The organism is Microbispora sp. NPDC046973, from assembly GCF_040644495.1.
In the GTDB taxonomy this organism is placed as follows: domain Bacteria; phylum Actinomycetota; class Actinomycetes; order Streptosporangiales; family Streptosporangiaceae; genus Microbispora.
On the sequence record NZ_JBEYWQ010000023.1, the window covers coordinates 21,692 to 36,835 of the forward strand.

General features: G+C 72.3%; 10 protein-coding genes. 5 read left to right on the forward strand and 5 right to left on the reverse strand.

The window, feature by feature from the left end:
• The first annotated feature begins 253 nt into the window (after window positions 1-253).
• The 5 genes from ABZ860_RS32150 to ABZ860_RS32170 all read left to right on the forward strand — a co-directional run bounded on the left by ABZ860_RS32150 (window position 254) and on the right by ABZ860_RS32170 (window position 10,046).
• Window positions 254-2,896 (forward strand): RICIN domain-containing protein, encoded by a 2,643-nt coding sequence (locus ABZ860_RS32150; RefSeq protein ID WP_357227287.1) that lies wholly within the window; start codon window positions 254-256, stop codon window positions 2,894-2,896.
• Between the two features lie 105 nt (window positions 2,897-3,001).
• A complete protein-coding gene (locus tag ABZ860_RS32155; protein WP_357227290.1) occupies window positions 3,002-4,843 on the forward strand; it encodes a methylmalonyl-CoA mutase family protein in 1,842 nt (613 codons plus the stop codon).
• Window positions 4,840-6,981, forward strand: a complete 2,142-nt coding sequence (gene scpA, locus ABZ860_RS32160; RefSeq protein ID WP_357227293.1) for a methylmalonyl-CoA mutase — start codon at window positions 4,840-4,842, stop codon at window positions 6,979-6,981. The genes ABZ860_RS32155 and scpA overlap by 4 nt, the downstream gene beginning before the upstream one ends.
• The gene (gene meaB / locus ABZ860_RS32165) at window positions 6,981-7,982 is read left to right on the forward strand and encodes a methylmalonyl Co-A mutase-associated GTPase MeaB (protein WP_357227511.1); all 1,002 of its coding nucleotides are present in this window, start codon (window positions 6,981-6,983) and stop codon (window positions 7,980-7,982) included. Before scpA ends, meaB begins: the two co-directional genes overlap by 1 nt.
• Before the next feature lie 99 nt (window positions 7,983-8,081).
• Window positions 8,082-10,046 (forward strand): CehA/McbA family metallohydrolase, encoded by a 1,965-nt coding sequence (locus ABZ860_RS32170; RefSeq protein WP_357227295.1) that lies wholly within the window; start codon window positions 8,082-8,084, stop codon window positions 10,044-10,046.
• Between the two features lie 27 nt (window positions 10,047-10,073).
• Here ABZ860_RS32170 and ABZ860_RS32175 read toward each other — a convergent pair whose 3' ends face one another.
• The 5 genes from ABZ860_RS32175 to efeU form a co-directional block, all read right to left on the reverse strand.
• Window positions 10,074-11,198: an MFS transporter gene (locus ABZ860_RS32175; protein ID WP_357227298.1), complete on the reverse strand. Its 1,125-nt coding sequence runs from the start codon at window positions 11,196-11,198 to the stop codon at window positions 10,074-10,076.
• 102 nt (window positions 11,199-11,300) lie between these two features.
• Window positions 11,301-11,777 (reverse strand): Rrf2 family transcriptional regulator, encoded by a 477-nt coding sequence (locus ABZ860_RS32180; RefSeq protein ID WP_357227301.1) that lies wholly within the window; start codon window positions 11,775-11,777, stop codon window positions 11,301-11,303.
• 46 nt (window positions 11,778-11,823) lie between these two features.
• Window positions 11,824-13,107 carry an iron uptake transporter deferrochelatase/peroxidase subunit gene (efeB, locus tag ABZ860_RS32185; protein ID WP_357227303.1) on the reverse strand — a complete coding sequence of 428 codons (1,284 nt, stop codon included), beginning with the start codon at window positions 13,105-13,107 and terminating at the stop codon, window positions 11,824-11,826.
• Window positions 13,104-14,240, reverse strand: a complete 1,137-nt coding sequence (efeO, locus tag ABZ860_RS32190; protein WP_357227306.1) for an iron uptake system protein EfeO — start codon at window positions 14,238-14,240, stop codon at window positions 13,104-13,106. The genes efeB and efeO overlap by 4 nt, the downstream gene beginning before the upstream one ends.
• Window positions 14,241-14,255: 15 nt before the next feature.
• Window positions 14,256-15,098 (reverse strand): iron uptake transporter permease EfeU, encoded by an 843-nt coding sequence (gene efeU / locus ABZ860_RS32195; protein ID WP_357227309.1) that lies wholly within the window; start codon window positions 15,096-15,098, stop codon window positions 14,256-14,258.
• Window positions 15,099-15,144 lie beyond the last annotated feature (46 nt).

Consider the following 15,144-nt stretch of genomic DNA (forward strand, 5'->3'; position numbering starts at 1 on the left):
CCGACGCGGTCTGAAAGTTGCATCACGGCCGGGGTGCCTCGGCTGGATCGGCTGTAGTGGAACCGCATGCCCGAAGTGATCCCATCTCCGCTGCGCCGCGAGCCTTGACAGGAGGAACCCCGGGGCTTACGTGTGATGTCCGGACCTGTCGTCGAATCGATACGACATCCTCTCACCAGGAGACAGCGTGCCCCCTACGAAGCGGAGCGATCCCTCCTCTCGTCCTCGACGTCCGGCGAGCAGGTGGCCGGCTGTGCTGGCGGCCTTTCTGCTCGCGATGACCGGGGCTCAGCCGGCTGTGGCGGCACCGCGGTCTGCGCCGTCGGAGTCCACCGCGACGGTCGCCGCCGCCGCTGGGGATGTCGACGGCGTCACCGCGGGCAACGCCGCGATCGCCTCGGTCGATCTCGCCGGGACGTGGAGCTTCACCCCGGCGGGCCGGTCGACGACGTCGATCAAGGTGCCCGGAGGCGGCTGGTACAAGCAGGGCTTCACCGATGTGTCCCAGGCGGTGTACTCGCGTACGGTGACGGTGCCGGACTCGGGGCAGCCGCAGTCGACGTGGATCGAGTTCGGCGCCGTGAACCACCAGGCGACCCTGTCGGTGGACGGCCGGGTGGTCGCGACGCAGACCACGGCCTTCACCCCGTCGAAGTTCGACATCAGCGCCTACGCCGCCCCGGGCACCACCCATACGATCAGCGTCGACGTGAAGGGCCGCGGCGCGCTGAAGAACCCGGCGAACGGCAAGTACATCGTGCCCGTGGCCGCCGACTGGTCCGAGGCGGTCCCGCAGGGCATCTACCGCTCCGCGTTCCTGCGGGTGTATCCGGCCGTGTACGTCAGCGACGCGTTCATCCGCACGTCGGTGGCGAATCAGACCCTCGGCTACGACGTGTGGGTGACCAACACCTCGGGCAGCGCTCGATCGGTGACGCTGACCGGCGAGCTGTCCTCGGACGGCGGCGGGACGTTCGATTACCCGGCGCTGCCGTCCCGCACCGTGACCGTGGGGGCGCGGTCGACGGCCAAGGTCACGGTCGATTCCGTCGCGTGGAACCTCGGCACCGCCTCGTACTGGTGGCCGAACGTCCCCTACCGGCAGGGGTATCGGGCCCAGCTTCACCGTCTCAAGGTCCACGCGGCGACCGACGACGGCCGGACAAGCGACGCGACGTACCGGTTCGGGTTCCGGGAGACCACCCAGAACGGCGAGTACTACTTCATCAACGGCGTCCGGGTGAACTTCCGCGGTGACAACCTGCAGGGTGCGGACTACGACCGGGTCGACTACGGAGGCAAGGGCGACGCCTACGACACGCTGCCCGGCTTCCTCCCGCCTTCGGCGGGCAACGGCGGCTGGCCGCAGGCCGTGGACAACTACCAGCGGCTCAACTACAACGTGGTGCGCATCCACCAGGAGCCGGCCAGCCCGTACATGCTCGACGTGGCCGACGAGACGGGCCTGATGATCATCGACGAGACCGGCGTCCGCGGCAGCGCGCAGGACTTCGTCGCAGGGCACGACCACATGGTCGCGCACGCCCGCGCACTCACGGTGCGAGACCGCAATCACCCCGCCGTCATCCGCTGGAGCCAGGCCAACGAACCGACCTTCGGCAACGACTCCGAGCAGTTCGAGCAGGATCTCTACGCGGCGATGAACGGCAACGACGGCACCCGCCCGGTCAGCCTCGACGCCGCGCCCGGCGCCGACTCACCCAGCCGGTACCCGAACATGAGGTACGGCAACTTCGCGATCTTCGCGCACTACCTCGACGGCGTCGGACAGTACGGGGAGCGGCTGGCTCCCGTGTCCGGCCGGCCCGACGGCGAGGGCGAGTACGTCTGGAACAAGTGCAACACCAAGCAGGGCTTCATGTGGTTCGCCACGGCGACGGCCGCCAAGCGGGGCAAGGACGCCGCCGACCTGCGCCCGTACACGCTGCTGTCCGCGTGGGCCGGTTTCGTGCCCGGCGTGCGTACGACGGACTTCGTGCCGGAGGAGGGCGGCCATCCGCTCTACGGTGCCGACAACCTGTCCGATCCCTGGAGCAACCCCCAGATCCAGCGCGTCCAAGCCGCGTTCAACCCGGTCGCGGCGATCGACCTGCCCTACTGGTCGGCGTCCGGGGTCTCCGACGCCAACGGCGACTTCCCGCTGCCGCAGGCCGTGAACACCTACGCCTACAACGCCTCCGTGACCCGCGACATCACCGTCTTCAACGACGACCTGCGCGACACCTCCGTCGGATTCTCCTGGTCGGCGCGGCTCGACCGGCCCGACGGCCCCGTCGTCGCGTCGGGGCAGACCACACTGAACATCCCACTCGGCTCGCGGGTCACCCAGCCGGTCACCTTCACCACACCGGCGAGCGGCTCACGCGTGTACCTGCTCCTGACGACCACCAAGTCGGGCGCCACGACGTTCACCGACGCGGTCGAGTACTTCACCCTCGGGTCCGGTTCGGGCGGCCCGGTGTCCGGCGCGGCCTACCGCATCGTCAACCGCAACAGCGGCAAGCCGCTCGCCGTGGCCGGCGGCTCCACCGCCGACGGCGCCAAGGCCGTGCAGCAGACCGGCGCCGCCGCGTGGACCGTCACCAGCGGTCAGGGCGGTGCGTACACCCTGCGCTACGTCCCCACCGGCAAGGTCCTCGACGTCAACGGCAGCAGCACGACTCAAGGGCTGCAACTGCAGCAGTGGACCGCCAACGGCGGCGCCAACCAGCTGTGGTACCTGCGGCCCACCGGCGACGGCTATTACACGATCGTCAGCTACAGCAGCGGGCTGTTGGCGGACGTGTACGGCGCGTCGACCTCCGACGGCGCCCAGGTCGTGCAGTGGAGCGCCAACGGCGGCGCCAACCAGCAATGGCAGTTGGTCCCTGCCTGAGACCACCCGGGGACGGCCCGGCCACGGCGGCCGGGCCGTCCGCGTTGTCCACAGACCGGGACCCCGGGGCCCCGAGGCCGGGCCGGTGCATTTAGCATCCGGTTCATGACGGTGCCGCCTGTTGAACTCGACGATCTCGCCGATCCCGCAGCGGGATTCCCGCAGGCCACGCGGGAGCAGTGGAGGACGCTCGCGGCCGAGGTGCTGCGCAGATCCGGCTGGGACGGTTCGCCGGACGAGGCCGAGGCCGCCCTGACCACCATGACCTATGACGGCGTGGCGGTCGCCGCGCTGTACGACGCCGCCGACCTGCCGGCCGCGCCGCGGACGACGCGCGCACCGGGCCCGTGGGACGTGCGCCAGCGGCACGCCGACCCCGATCCGGCCGCGACCCGGGAGGCGATCCACGCCGACCTGGAGAACGGCGTCACGTCCCTGTGGCTCGACTTGAACGCGATCGACCCGGCCGCGCTGCCGGCCGTGCTCGACGGCGTCCTGCTCGACCTCGCCCCGGTCGTCCTCGACGCCGGCCCGCGTACGGCCGAGGCGGCGGAGACGTTCCTGCGCCTGATAGAGGGGATGGCCGGGGGGACGGCGCCGCCCGGGGGCAACCTGGGCGCCGACCCGATCGGGCTGGCCGCCCGCACCGGCGCCACCGTGGACACCGGCGCCACCGTGGACACCGGCGCCGCCGTGGCGCTCGCCCGCCGCTGCGCCGCGGATCACCCCGGCCTGCGGGCGATCACCGTCGACGCGCTGCCCTACCACGACGCGGGCGGCGCGGACGCCGAGGAACTCGGCTGCTCGGTCGCGACCGGCGTCGCCTACCTGCGGGCGCTGACCGGCGCGGGCCTGACGGCCGAGCAGGCGTTCGGGCAGCTCGAGTTCCGCTACGCCGCGACCGCCGACCAGTTCCTCACGATCGCCAAGCTCCGGGCCGCCCGGCGGCTGTGGGCGCGGGTCGCCGAGGTCACCGGGGTCGCCGGGGAACCCGGCAGGCAGCTTCAGCACGCGGTCACCTCGTCGGCGATGATGACGGTCAGGGACCCCTGGGTGAACATGCTGCGCACGACCGTGGCCTGCTTCGCGGCCGGGGTGGGCGGGGCGGACGCGGTCACCGTCCAGCCGTTCGACGCCTGCCTCGGACTGCCCGACGCGTTCGCCCGCCGCATCGCCCGCAACACCCAGTCGCTGCTGGTGGAGGAGGCGAACGTCGCCCGGGTGGCCGACCCGGCCGGCGGCTCCTGGTACGTGGAACGGCTCACCGACGACCTCGCCTCCCGGGCCTGGGAGTGGTTCCGGGAGATCGAGCGGGCCGGCGGCATGGCGGCCGCGCTGGAGCGGCTGGTCCCCGAGCGGCTGGCGGCGACCCGGGCCCGGCGCGCGGACAACCTCGCCCACCGCCGCGACCCGATCACCGGGGTCAGCGAGTTCCCCGACCTCAAGGAGAGACCGGTGTCCCGGCGGCCCGGCCCCGGGCTCGCCGTCACCTCCGGCGGCGTGTCCGGCGGGGGACTGCCGGTGATGCGCTACGCCGAGGAGTTCGAGGCGCTGCGCGACCTCGCCGACGCCCAGCCGAGCCGGCCCACGGTGTTCCTCGCCACGATCGGGCCGGTCGCCGCACACACCGCGAGGGCGACGTTCGCCGCCAACCTGTTCGCCGCGGGCGGCGTCACGACCGTCACCAGCGGCCCGGGCACCGACCCGGCCGCGATCGCCGCGGCCTTCCGCGACTGCGGCACCCCCGTGGCCTGCCTGTGCTCCAGTGACCGGCTGTACGGCGAGCACGCGGCCGCGGTCGCCGCGGCGCTGCGGGAGGCCGGGGCGCGCAAGGTCTGGCTGGCGGGGAAGGGGGAGTATGAGGGGGTGGACGCCACCCTGTACGCGGGCTGCGACGCGCTCGGGGTGCTCCGCGCGACGTTCGACGATCTGGGAGTGGACCGATGATTCCGGATTTCTCGGAGATTGACCTGGGATCGGGCGCCGCGGAGGCGGACGTCCCCGGCGGCCCGGCCCGGGAGAGTCCTGCGTGGGAGACGCCGGAGGGCATCACGGTCAAGCCGTTCTACACGGCGGCCGACCTGGAGGACGGTCCGTCCCTCGAGACCTACCCGGGCATCGCGCCCTTCCTGCGCGGCCCCTACCCGACGATGTACGTCACCCAGCCGTGGACCATCCGGCAGTACGCCGGGTTCTCCACGGCCGAGGAGTCCAACGCGTTCTACCGGCGCAACCTGGCGGCCGGGCAGAAGGGCCTGTCGGTCGCCTTCGACCTCGCGACCCACCGGGGCTACGACTCCGACCACCCCCGCGTCGCCGGCGACGTCGGGATGGCGGGCGTGGCGATCGACTCGATCTACGACATGCGGCAGCTGTTCGACGGGATTCCGCTCGACCGGATGAGCGTGTCGATGACGATGAACGGCGCGGTGCTGCCGATCCTGGCGCTCTACATCGTCGCGGCCGAGGAGCAGGGCGTGACGCCCGACAAGCTGGCGGGGACCATCCAGAACGACATCCTCAAGGAGTTCATGGTCCGCAACACCTACATCTACCCGCCGGACCCGTCGATGCGGATCATCTCCGACATCTTCGAGTACACCTCCAGGAAGATGCCGAAGTTCAACTCCATCTCGATCTCCGGCTACCACATCCAGGAGGCCGGGGCGACCTGCGACCTGGAGCTCGCGTACACGCTGGCCGACGGGCTGGAGTACCTGCGCGCCGGGGTGCAGGCGGGGCTCGACATCGACGCCTTCGCGCCGCGTCTGTCGTTCTTCTGGTGCATCGGCATGAACTTCTTCATGGAGGTCGCCAAGCTCCGCGCCGCCCGGCTGCTGTGGGCCCGCCTGGTCAAGGGCTTCAACCCGGCCAACCCCAAGTCGCTGTCGCTGCGCACGCACAGCCAGACCTCCGGATGGTCGCTGACCGCGCAGGACGTGTTCAACAACGTCGTGCGGACCTGCGTCGAGGCGATGGCGGCCACGCAGGGGCACACCCAGTCGCTGCACACCAACGCCCTGGACGAGGCGCTGGCGCTGCCGACCGACTTCTCCGCGCGGATCGCCCGCAACACCCAGCTCCTGCTCCAGCAGGAGTCGGGCACCTGCCGGGTGATCGACCCGTGGGGCGGCTCCTACTACGTCGAGCGGCTGACCCGGGAGCTGGCGCGGGCGGCCTGGGGCCACATCCAGGAGGTCGAGCGGGCCGGCGGCATGGCCAGGGCCATCGACCAGGGGCTGCCCAAGATGCGCATCGAAGAGGCGGCGGCCCGCACCCAGGCCCGCATCGACTCCGGCAGGCAGCCGGTGATCGGCGTCAACAAGTACCGCCCCGAGGCCGACGAGCCGATCGAGGTGCTCAAGGTCGACAACACGGCCGTGCGCAACCAGCAGATCGACAAGCTCCGCAGGCTGCGCGAGGAGCGCTCGGCCGCCGCCGTCGACGAGGCGCTGGAGGCGCTGACCAAGGGCGCGGCCGGCGGGGAGAACCTGCTGGAGCTCGCGGTGAACGCCGCCAGGGCCAAGGCCACGGTCGGGGAGATCTCCGACGCGCTGGAGAAGGTCTTCGGACGGCACGCCGCGCAGATCCGTACGATATCGGGCGTGTACCGCACGGAGGTGGGCGGCGCCGCGGACCGGGTCCGGGAGGCGTGCGCGCGGTTCGAGAAGGCGGAGGGCCGCCGGCCACGCATCCTCGTCGCGAAGATGGGCCAGGACGGCCATGACCGGGGCCAGAAGGTGATCGCGAGCGGCTTCGCCGACCTCGGCTTCGACGTCGACGTCGGCCCGCTGTTCCAGACGCCCGAGGAGGTCGCCCGGCAGGCCGTCGAGGCCGACGTGCACGTGGTCGGGGTCTCCTCGCTGGCGGCCGGGCACCTGACGCTGGTGCCCGCGCTGCGGCAGGCGCTCGCCGACCTCGGCGCGGAGGACGTCATGATTGTGGTCGGCGGGGTGATCCCCCCTGGCGACGTCGGCGAGCTGCGGGCCGCGGGCGCCTCGGCGATCTTCCTGCCCGGCACGGTGATCGCCGACGCCGCCCTCGAACTACTGCGCGAGCTGTCCGCCCGGCTGGGTCATCGGTGATCGCATCGGTGATCGAGGACTACGTCAAGGGCGTGCTGTCGGGCGACCGGCGGTGGACCGCGCGGGCGATCACGCTGGTGGAGTCGACCAGGGCCGATCACCGGGAGATGGCGCAGCGGCTGCTGGTCGAGCTCACCCCGCATGCCGGCAAGGCCCGCAGGGTGGGCGTGTCCGGAGTGCCCGGGGTCGGCAAGTCGACCTTCATCGAGGCGCTCGGCACCCATCTCACCGGGCAGGGGCACCGGGTGGCCGTGCTGGCCGTGGACCCCTCGTCGCGGCGCTCGGGCGGCAGCATCCTGGGGGACAAGACCCGGATGGCCAGGCTGTCGGCCGATCCGAACGCCTTCATCCGGCCGTCCCCCACGGCCGGGACGCTCGGCGGCGTGGCGAAGGCCACCAGGGAGGCCATCGTCGTCGTGGAGGCGGCGGGCTACGACATCGTGCTCGTCGAGACGGTCGGGGTCGGCCAGTCGGAGACCGCGGTCGCCGACATGGTCGACACCTTCCTCCTGCTCACGCTCGCCCGCACCGGAGACCAGCTCCAGGGCATCAAGAAGGGCGTGCTGGAGCTGGCCGACGTCATCGCGGTCAACAAGGCCGACGGCGAGCACGAGACGGCCGCACGCAAGGCGGCACGCGAGCTGTCCGGGGCGCTGCGGCTGCTGCGCTCGGCCACGCCCGTGCTGACCTGCAGCGGACTCACCGGTGCCGGGCTGGAGGAGCTGTGGGCGCACGTCGTGCGCCACCAGGAGGGCGCCGACCTCGCCGCCAGGCGCAGCCGCCAGCAGGTCGAGTGGACGTGGGCACTGGTCAGGGAGCGGCTGCTGGCCATGCTCCACGACGCCACGGGGGAGATCGCGCCGGAGATCGAACGGCAGGTCCTCGACGGCACCCTCACACCGGCGCTGGCCGCCGACCGCATCCTGGCGGCCTTCCTGCCGACCGAAGACCAGATGGACGCCTCTCATGACACCCGGGGGATCACCTTTCCTCCCGGGTGAGAAAGATCGCTACCCGTGTGACCGGGAATGCACTGTTGCACGTTTTCCCGCGCCGAAACCGTGCCACCATGTGGCCGCTTTCGATTACGGGGAGGTGCGATGAACCACGATCCGATGATGCCGCCGCAGGTGGAGCGCGCTCTGCGGGAGTACCGCGCGTTACTGTCCGCACACGGGATCACCTGGGGAGAGCCGCCGCTGGGCTACGTCCGGATGATGCCGTTCCTGCGGTTTCCCGAGGAGGCCGACCGGATGAGCGTCAGGCCCGACCTCGACGCGGAGTTCCGTGACACGCTGGACGGCCAGGTCCCCCGGGGCCTGGTGGCGCTGCGGCTGACCGCGGACGGCGACCGACTGAAGCACCGCCTGGAGCACGGCCCGGCCCGGCCGCTGCTGTCCCCGGGGCCGGCGTCCGTCATCCTGCTGGTCGACTCCGCGCTGCCGCACCCGGTGGAGGTGGCGGCCGACGGCGTGCCGTACGGGATCGCGGCGGGCGGGGCCAAGCTCCTCGACGTGACGACCGCGACCGTGCTCACGGTGGACGGCGAGGAGGTGGACCTGTCGGGGCTGACCCGGCCCGCGCCCGCCGCGCGGCTGCGGTTGCGGGCGGGCTTCCCGTGCCGGTGGAGCGTCACGTCGTCCGACGGCCAGGGGTGGTATCCGGAGGGAGTGCCGGAACGGCGCGACAACGACGACATGCCGTTCTTCCACGGCGACGACATCGTGCTCGCCGTGCCCTGCGAGCCGGTCACGATCCGGGTCACGCGCGGCATGGAGTACGGCATCGCCGAGACGACGGTCGTCCCCAGGACGGGGGAGGAGACGCTGGTCGGGCTCGCGCCGCAGCGGCTGTACGACGCCGCCGCCCGCGGCTGGTACGGCGCCGACCTGCACGTCCACATGAACTGGGCGGGCGACCTCGTCGCCGCCCCGGCGGAGGCGGCCGCCGCGCAGCTCGGCGAGGACCTGCATCTGCTCAACCTCGTCGCCGGGAACGTCGCGGGCGACCGGGTCTACGACCGGGAGGCGCTCCAGCACTGGGCCGGGCGCGACCTGCCGTGGTCGGACGCCGGGCACGTGGCCCGGATGGGCGTGGAGTATCGCAACGACCTGTTCGGGCACGTCCACGTCTTCGGCGTGGCCGCGCCGCCCGCCGTCTACCACACGGGCTTCGGCGCCGACGCCGACTGGCCGCCCAACGCGGCGGTCTGCGGCGACCTGCGGGAGCCGCGCGCGGTGCTGGGGTACGCCCACCCCTTCCACGGCCCGGTCTCCTCACCGGAGGACGTGGCCGCGAACGGGGCGAGGAACTGCACCGGCCGCGCTCTGGTGGTGGACGCCGCGCTCGGCCTGGTCGACGGAGTGGAGGTGCTGCACTTCAGCGACCTGTCGCCCGCGCCGGGAACCGCCGAGGTCTACCGGAGGCTGGTCGGCGCGGGCAACCGGCTCGCCGCGCTCGCCGGCACCGACACCATGCTGTCGTTCACCCGCCAGGACACGGTCTCCAGCCCCCCGGGCTGGGAGCGCGTCTACGCCCGCGTGGACGGGCCGCTCAGCGCCGAGTCGTTCGCCGAGGCCGTGCGCCGGGGCCGCACGTTCGCCACCACCGGCCCCTGGCTGGAGCTCACGGTGGACGGCCTGGGGCCGGGGGAGACGCTCGGCCTGGAGGGCGGCGAGATGGTCGAGATCCGGGCCAGGGCCGTCGGGCCGGAGGTGGAGCACATCGAGATCAGGACCGCGGCCGGCGTGCTCGCCGAGGGGCCGGGCCAGGAGATCACCGCGTCGCTGTCCGTGGCGGACGCCACCTACGTGGTCGCCGTGGTCCGCGGCGGCCCCCATCCGCGCTCCCCGCGCGGGCGCGCGTACGCCCACACCAGCCCGGTCTACCTCGACGTGCGCGGACGGCACGTGGCGAGAGAGGAGGACGTGCGCTGGTGCCTGCGCTGGCTCGACCTGCTCGACGAGCTGGTCAGGGGCAGGGCGCGGCTGCGGACCAGGGCCCAGCTTCGCGACCACCTCGACCTGATCGAGAAGGCCAGGGCGGTGTACGAGTCGCGCCTGTGACGATCGGTAGTGATCAGCGGTAGGTGATCAGCGGTAGCGGCGGGTGGCGCCCAGATAGGGCAGGCACACCAGGGCCAGCCCCGCGCAGACGGCGAGCGCCACGGGCGGGCCGACCGGAAGCAGGGCGCCGGCCAGCGCCGTGCCGAGGCCGATCCCGGCGTACAGGGCCGAGGAGTTCAGGCCGACGACCACGGCGGTCTCCCCGGGCGCCGCGTTGATCAGCCGGACCTGCTGCGCCGGGGTCTGGAACCAGGTCGCCGCGCCCCAGGCCGTCATCAGCACGGCGGCCAGCGGCAGCCAGTGCGTGCCCGCCCCGGCCGCCCAGGCGGAGACCGCCAGCGTCCCGGTCAGCACGGTGAACCCCACGGCCTGCACGGGGATGGGGCCGTGCCGGTCCACCATGGCGCCCGCCACCAGGTTGCCCGCGACCGCGCCGACGCCGTACAGGAACAGCAGCCAGGTCTCCGCCCGCACCCCGGCTCCCAGTGCGTGCATCACGGGAACGGCGAAGGCGTAGAGCCCGTAACTGGCGGCCAGTCCGAGCACGGTCAGCGGCAGCACGGCGACCACCCCGGGCTGCCGCAGCGCCGCCAGCCGCTCCCGCAGCGGGATGCGCGGATTGCCGGGCAACGCGGGCATCGCGGCGAACACGCCCAGCGCGCAGACCCCGCACAGCGCCGCGACCAGGCCGAGCGCGGCTCGCCAGTCGAGGATCTTCCCGGCCAGGTTGCCCAGGGGCACGCCGAGGGCGGTGGCGACGGTCAGGCCGCCGACCACCACGGCCAGCGCCCTGGCCCGCTGCGCGGGCGCGACCAGCGACGCGGCCACCGCGCCCGCGTTCGGGGTGAACGCGGCCGCGCCGGACGCGGCCAGCACCCGCGTGACCATCAGCGCGCCGAAGTCCGGCGCCAGCGCCGAGGCGAGGTTGGCCAGGGCGAGCACGGCCAGGGCGCCGACCAGCAGGGCCCGGCGCGGCACGCGGGCCAGCGCCGTGGCCAGGACGGGCGACAGCACGGCGTAGGCGATGGCGAACGCCGTCGCCGACTGCCCGGCGGTGCCCTCCGTCACGCGCAACGAGTGCGCCATCGCGGGCAGGAACCCGGCAACCACGTACGCGTCGGTCCCGACCGCGAACGTCCCGAGGGCCAGCACGAGGGCCGAGTTCAGTCCTCGCGGCGCGGCCTCACGCCGGCTAACGGGGATATGCAATGTCCCGGTTTTGTCCATGAAAACGCTCCGTGCCAAAGTGGGGGATCAGTCGGTCATGCGGCCGTAGTTGCGGCGGGTGCGCGCCGCACCTGCGGGGGCCTGCTCCATCAGGTCGGCGATCGTCCGGCCGGCCAGTTCGCGCCGCCACGCCAGCTCCGCCCGGCGCATGAGCCCGGAGATGCCGCAGGGCCGGTCGAACTCGGGGCCGGCGTCACGCCCGCTCACGCCACGCTTGCGGATCTCCGTGCAGCGGAACGCTTCGAGCGGCCCCTCCACCGCGGTGACGACGTCCATCACCGTGATCCGCTCGGGTGGCCGGGCGAGCGACCAGCCGCCCCGGACGCCGGGGGTGGAGACGAGGATCCCGGCGCGGGCGAGTGGCTGCAGCCGCTTCTTCAGGTACTCCTGCGGCAGGTCGAACCAGGCGGCCAGCCGGCGGATCGACACGGGGGCCTGATCGTCGAGCCAGCCCAGCGTCACACAGCAGTGCAGTCCCCACTCGACGCCCTCGCCCATCCGCATAACCGGGACTATACACATCCCGGTTGACGTGGAAGGCGGCGGAGCGTCAGGCGAACAGCGTGCGGCCCCAGTAGTCGCCGCCGTCGACCACTCCGGGCGGGCAGGCGAACAGGCCGCTGGAGACGTGCTTGATGTACTCGTTCAGCGCGTCCTTCTGCGACAGCATCCGCTGGATGGGGACGAACTGCTTGCGGGGATCGCGCTGGTAGGCCATGAAGAACAGGCCCGCGTCGAGCCGCCCGAGGCCGTCGGAGCCGTCCACGAAGTTGTAACCGCGCCGCAGCAGCCGCGCGCCGCCGTGGGCGTCGGGGTGCGCGAGCCGTACGTGCGCGTTGGCGGCGATCACCGGAGTTCCGTCCGGGCCCTTCTTGGCGAAGTCCGGCGCGTCGAACTCCTCGCGCCCGGTGAGCGGCGCGCCCTTGCCCTTGTCGCGGCCGAAGATGGCCTCCTGCTCGGCCAGCGGGGCGCGGTCCCAGGTCTCGATGTGCATCCGGATCTTGCGGGTCACCAGGTAGGTGCCGCCGTCCATCCAGGCCGGGCCGTCGCCGGGCGCGGCCCACAGGTGGTCGCGCAGCATGGCCGTGTCTTCGAGCTTGAGGTTGTTGGTGCCGTCCTTGAAGCCCATGAGGTTGCGCGGCGTCGCCTGCGCCCGCGAGGTGGACGAGGTGCGCCCGAACCCGAGCTGCGAGTAGCGGACGGAGACCTTGCCGAAGCCGATCCTGGCGAGGTTGCGGATGGCGTGCACCGCCACCTGCGGGTCGTGCGCGCACGCCTGCACGCAGATGTCCCCGCCGGAGATCTCGGGCTGCAGGTCCTCACCGGGGAAGGCGGGCAGGTCGGCGAGCGCGGGCGGCCTGCGGTCGGCGAGGCCGAACCGCTCGTCGAACAGCGAGGGGCCGAAGCCGATGGTCAGCGTCAGGCCGGAGGCGGGCAGGCCGAGCGCCTCGCCCGTGTCGTCCGGCGGCGCCTCGGGCGCCCCGCCCACGGCGCCGAACGTGCCGGCGTCCTTGCCCTGGGTCATCCGGGCCGCGGCGGCGGACCACTCCTGGAGCAGCTCCACCAGCTCGGCCTTCTTCTTCGTGATCACGTCGAACGCCACGAAGTGCAGCCGGTCCTGGGCGGGAGTGGTGACGCCCGCCTGGTGCGGGCCGTAGAAGGGCACGGGGTCGGTGGCCGAGGCCGCGTGGGCGACCGGCTCCTGCGCGAACGACCGGGTGACGACGGCGCCGGCCCCGACGGCGGCCACCCCCGCGGCGCCGAGGCCGAACAGCCGCCTGCGGCTGATGCCGCTGTGCCCCGAGTCGCCGTCCTGCGAGGTGCGCGGGCTCATCGGGCCACCACCGAGGCCACCTTGCTGATCGGCTCGGCCAGGGCGTTGATCGCGTCGGACAGCGCCTTGAGATCGTCCTTGGACAGGTCCGTGTGCAGCTTCCAGCCGTCGCCGCTGCGGTGGGCGGCGAGCGTTTTCTCGGCGTCGGCGAACTTCGCGTCGAGCGTCTTCACCAGCTCGGCGTCGCGCTCCTCCAGCACCGGGCGCAGCGCCTGGACGGCGGCCTTCGAACCCTGCAGGTTGGCGTCGAAGTCCCACAGGTCCGTGTGCGAGTAGCGGTCCTCCTCGCCGGTGATCTTGCCGGTGGCCACCTCGTCGAGCAGCCCCTTGGCGCCGTTGGCGAGCTGTATGGGGGACAGGTCGACCGTCGCGGACTTCGTCACGATCGTGTTCACGTCGGCCATCAGCTTGTCGGCGATCGGACCGTCGCCGCCGACGTCCTTCTTGACCCACAGGTCCTTCTCGATGCGGTGGAAGCCGGTCCACTCCTCGCCGTCGGCCACGTCGTTCTCCCGCGCGTCGATGGCCGGGTCGAGGTCGCCGAAGACCTCGGCGACCGGCTCGATCCGCTCCCAGTAGGTGCGGGCGACCGGGTAGAGCTCCTTGGCCTTGGCCACGTCGCCGGCCTTGACGGCCTCGGTGAACTCCTTGGTCTTGTCGAGCAGCGTGTCGGACTGGCTCTTGATGTAGCGCTTGTAACTGGCCACGGCCTCGGCGAGCTTGGCGTCGCCGGTCAGCGGCTTGTGCTCGCCGCTGACCTTGAGGGGGCCGCGGATGCCCTTGCCGGTCATCCCGGGCTTGCAGGCGGTCTCGTACACGCCCGCGGGAAGCTCCACCACGACCTCGCGGGTCAGACCGGGCACGATGTTCTCGACCTCGCCCATGACGCGGTCGCCGGCCGCGTACACGTAGAACTCGGTCACCTTCGTGCCGTTGTTGGTGATCGAGAAGGTCGAGGTGCCGGCGGCCAGGTCGGACTTCGCCACCTTGCACTCGGTGTCGGTGGCGGCCACGGTGATCTTCCCGTCGCCGGCCGCGGTCGCCTCGGTCGTGGTGCCGGCGCCCGTGGACGAGCAGGCGGTGAGGCCGGCGAGGGCCAGCGCCGCGGCGGCCAGGACGGTGGGGGTGCGCATGTCGGTGGACTCCGGTCAGGAAGCGGGCTGGGGAGACTTGGAAGCGGGGCTCGCCGGCGTCTTGGCCGCGGGCCGCAGGAACAGGATGAGGACGGGAACCAGGTAGACGACCCAGGCGACGGCCTCAAGCACGCTGGGCTGCGGGGTGATGTTGAACATCCCGCTCAGCAGGGTCGAGTACCAGGCGGTGGGGTCGAGCACGCCGCTGATGTCGAAGGCCTGGGTGCTCAGGCCGGGCACCAGCCCCGACTCCTGCAGATCGTGGACGCCATACTTGAAGATCCCGGCGGCGACCAGGACCAGCAGCAGGCCCGTCCAGGTGAAGAACTTCGTGAGGTTGATCCGCAGGGCGCTGCGGTAGAGCCCCCAGCCCAGCGCGACCGCGGTCAGCAATCCGAGCGTGATGCCGATCAGCGGGCTCGCGCTGCTGGTCGCGCCCTGGACGGCGGCGAACCACAGCAGCGCGGTCTCCAGGCCCTCGCGCGCGACGGACAGGAACGCCACCACGACCACGGCGGTGGCCCCGAGTTCCAGGGCCGCGCCCATCTTCTCCCGCAACTCGCCCGACATCTTGCGGGCCGCCGTGCGCATCCAGAAGATCATGAAGGTGACGAAGACGGTCGCCGCCAGGGACGTCACGGCGTCGAACATCTCCTGCTGCTGAGTGCCGAGGTGCGCCGCGGTGAAGGTCAGCAGCGCGCCGAACGCGACGGACAAAGCGACGGCGGCGCCGACACCGGCCCAGACCATGGGCAGCCGCTCGCGGCGGTCGCTCTTGACGAGGAAGGCCACCAGGATGGAGACCACGAGAGTGGCCTCGAGGCCCTCTCGAAGGCCGATGAGGTAACTCGCGAACACATCGTCCTCCGGACGGTCGGTAAGCCTAACCTAACTTAGGGCAGGT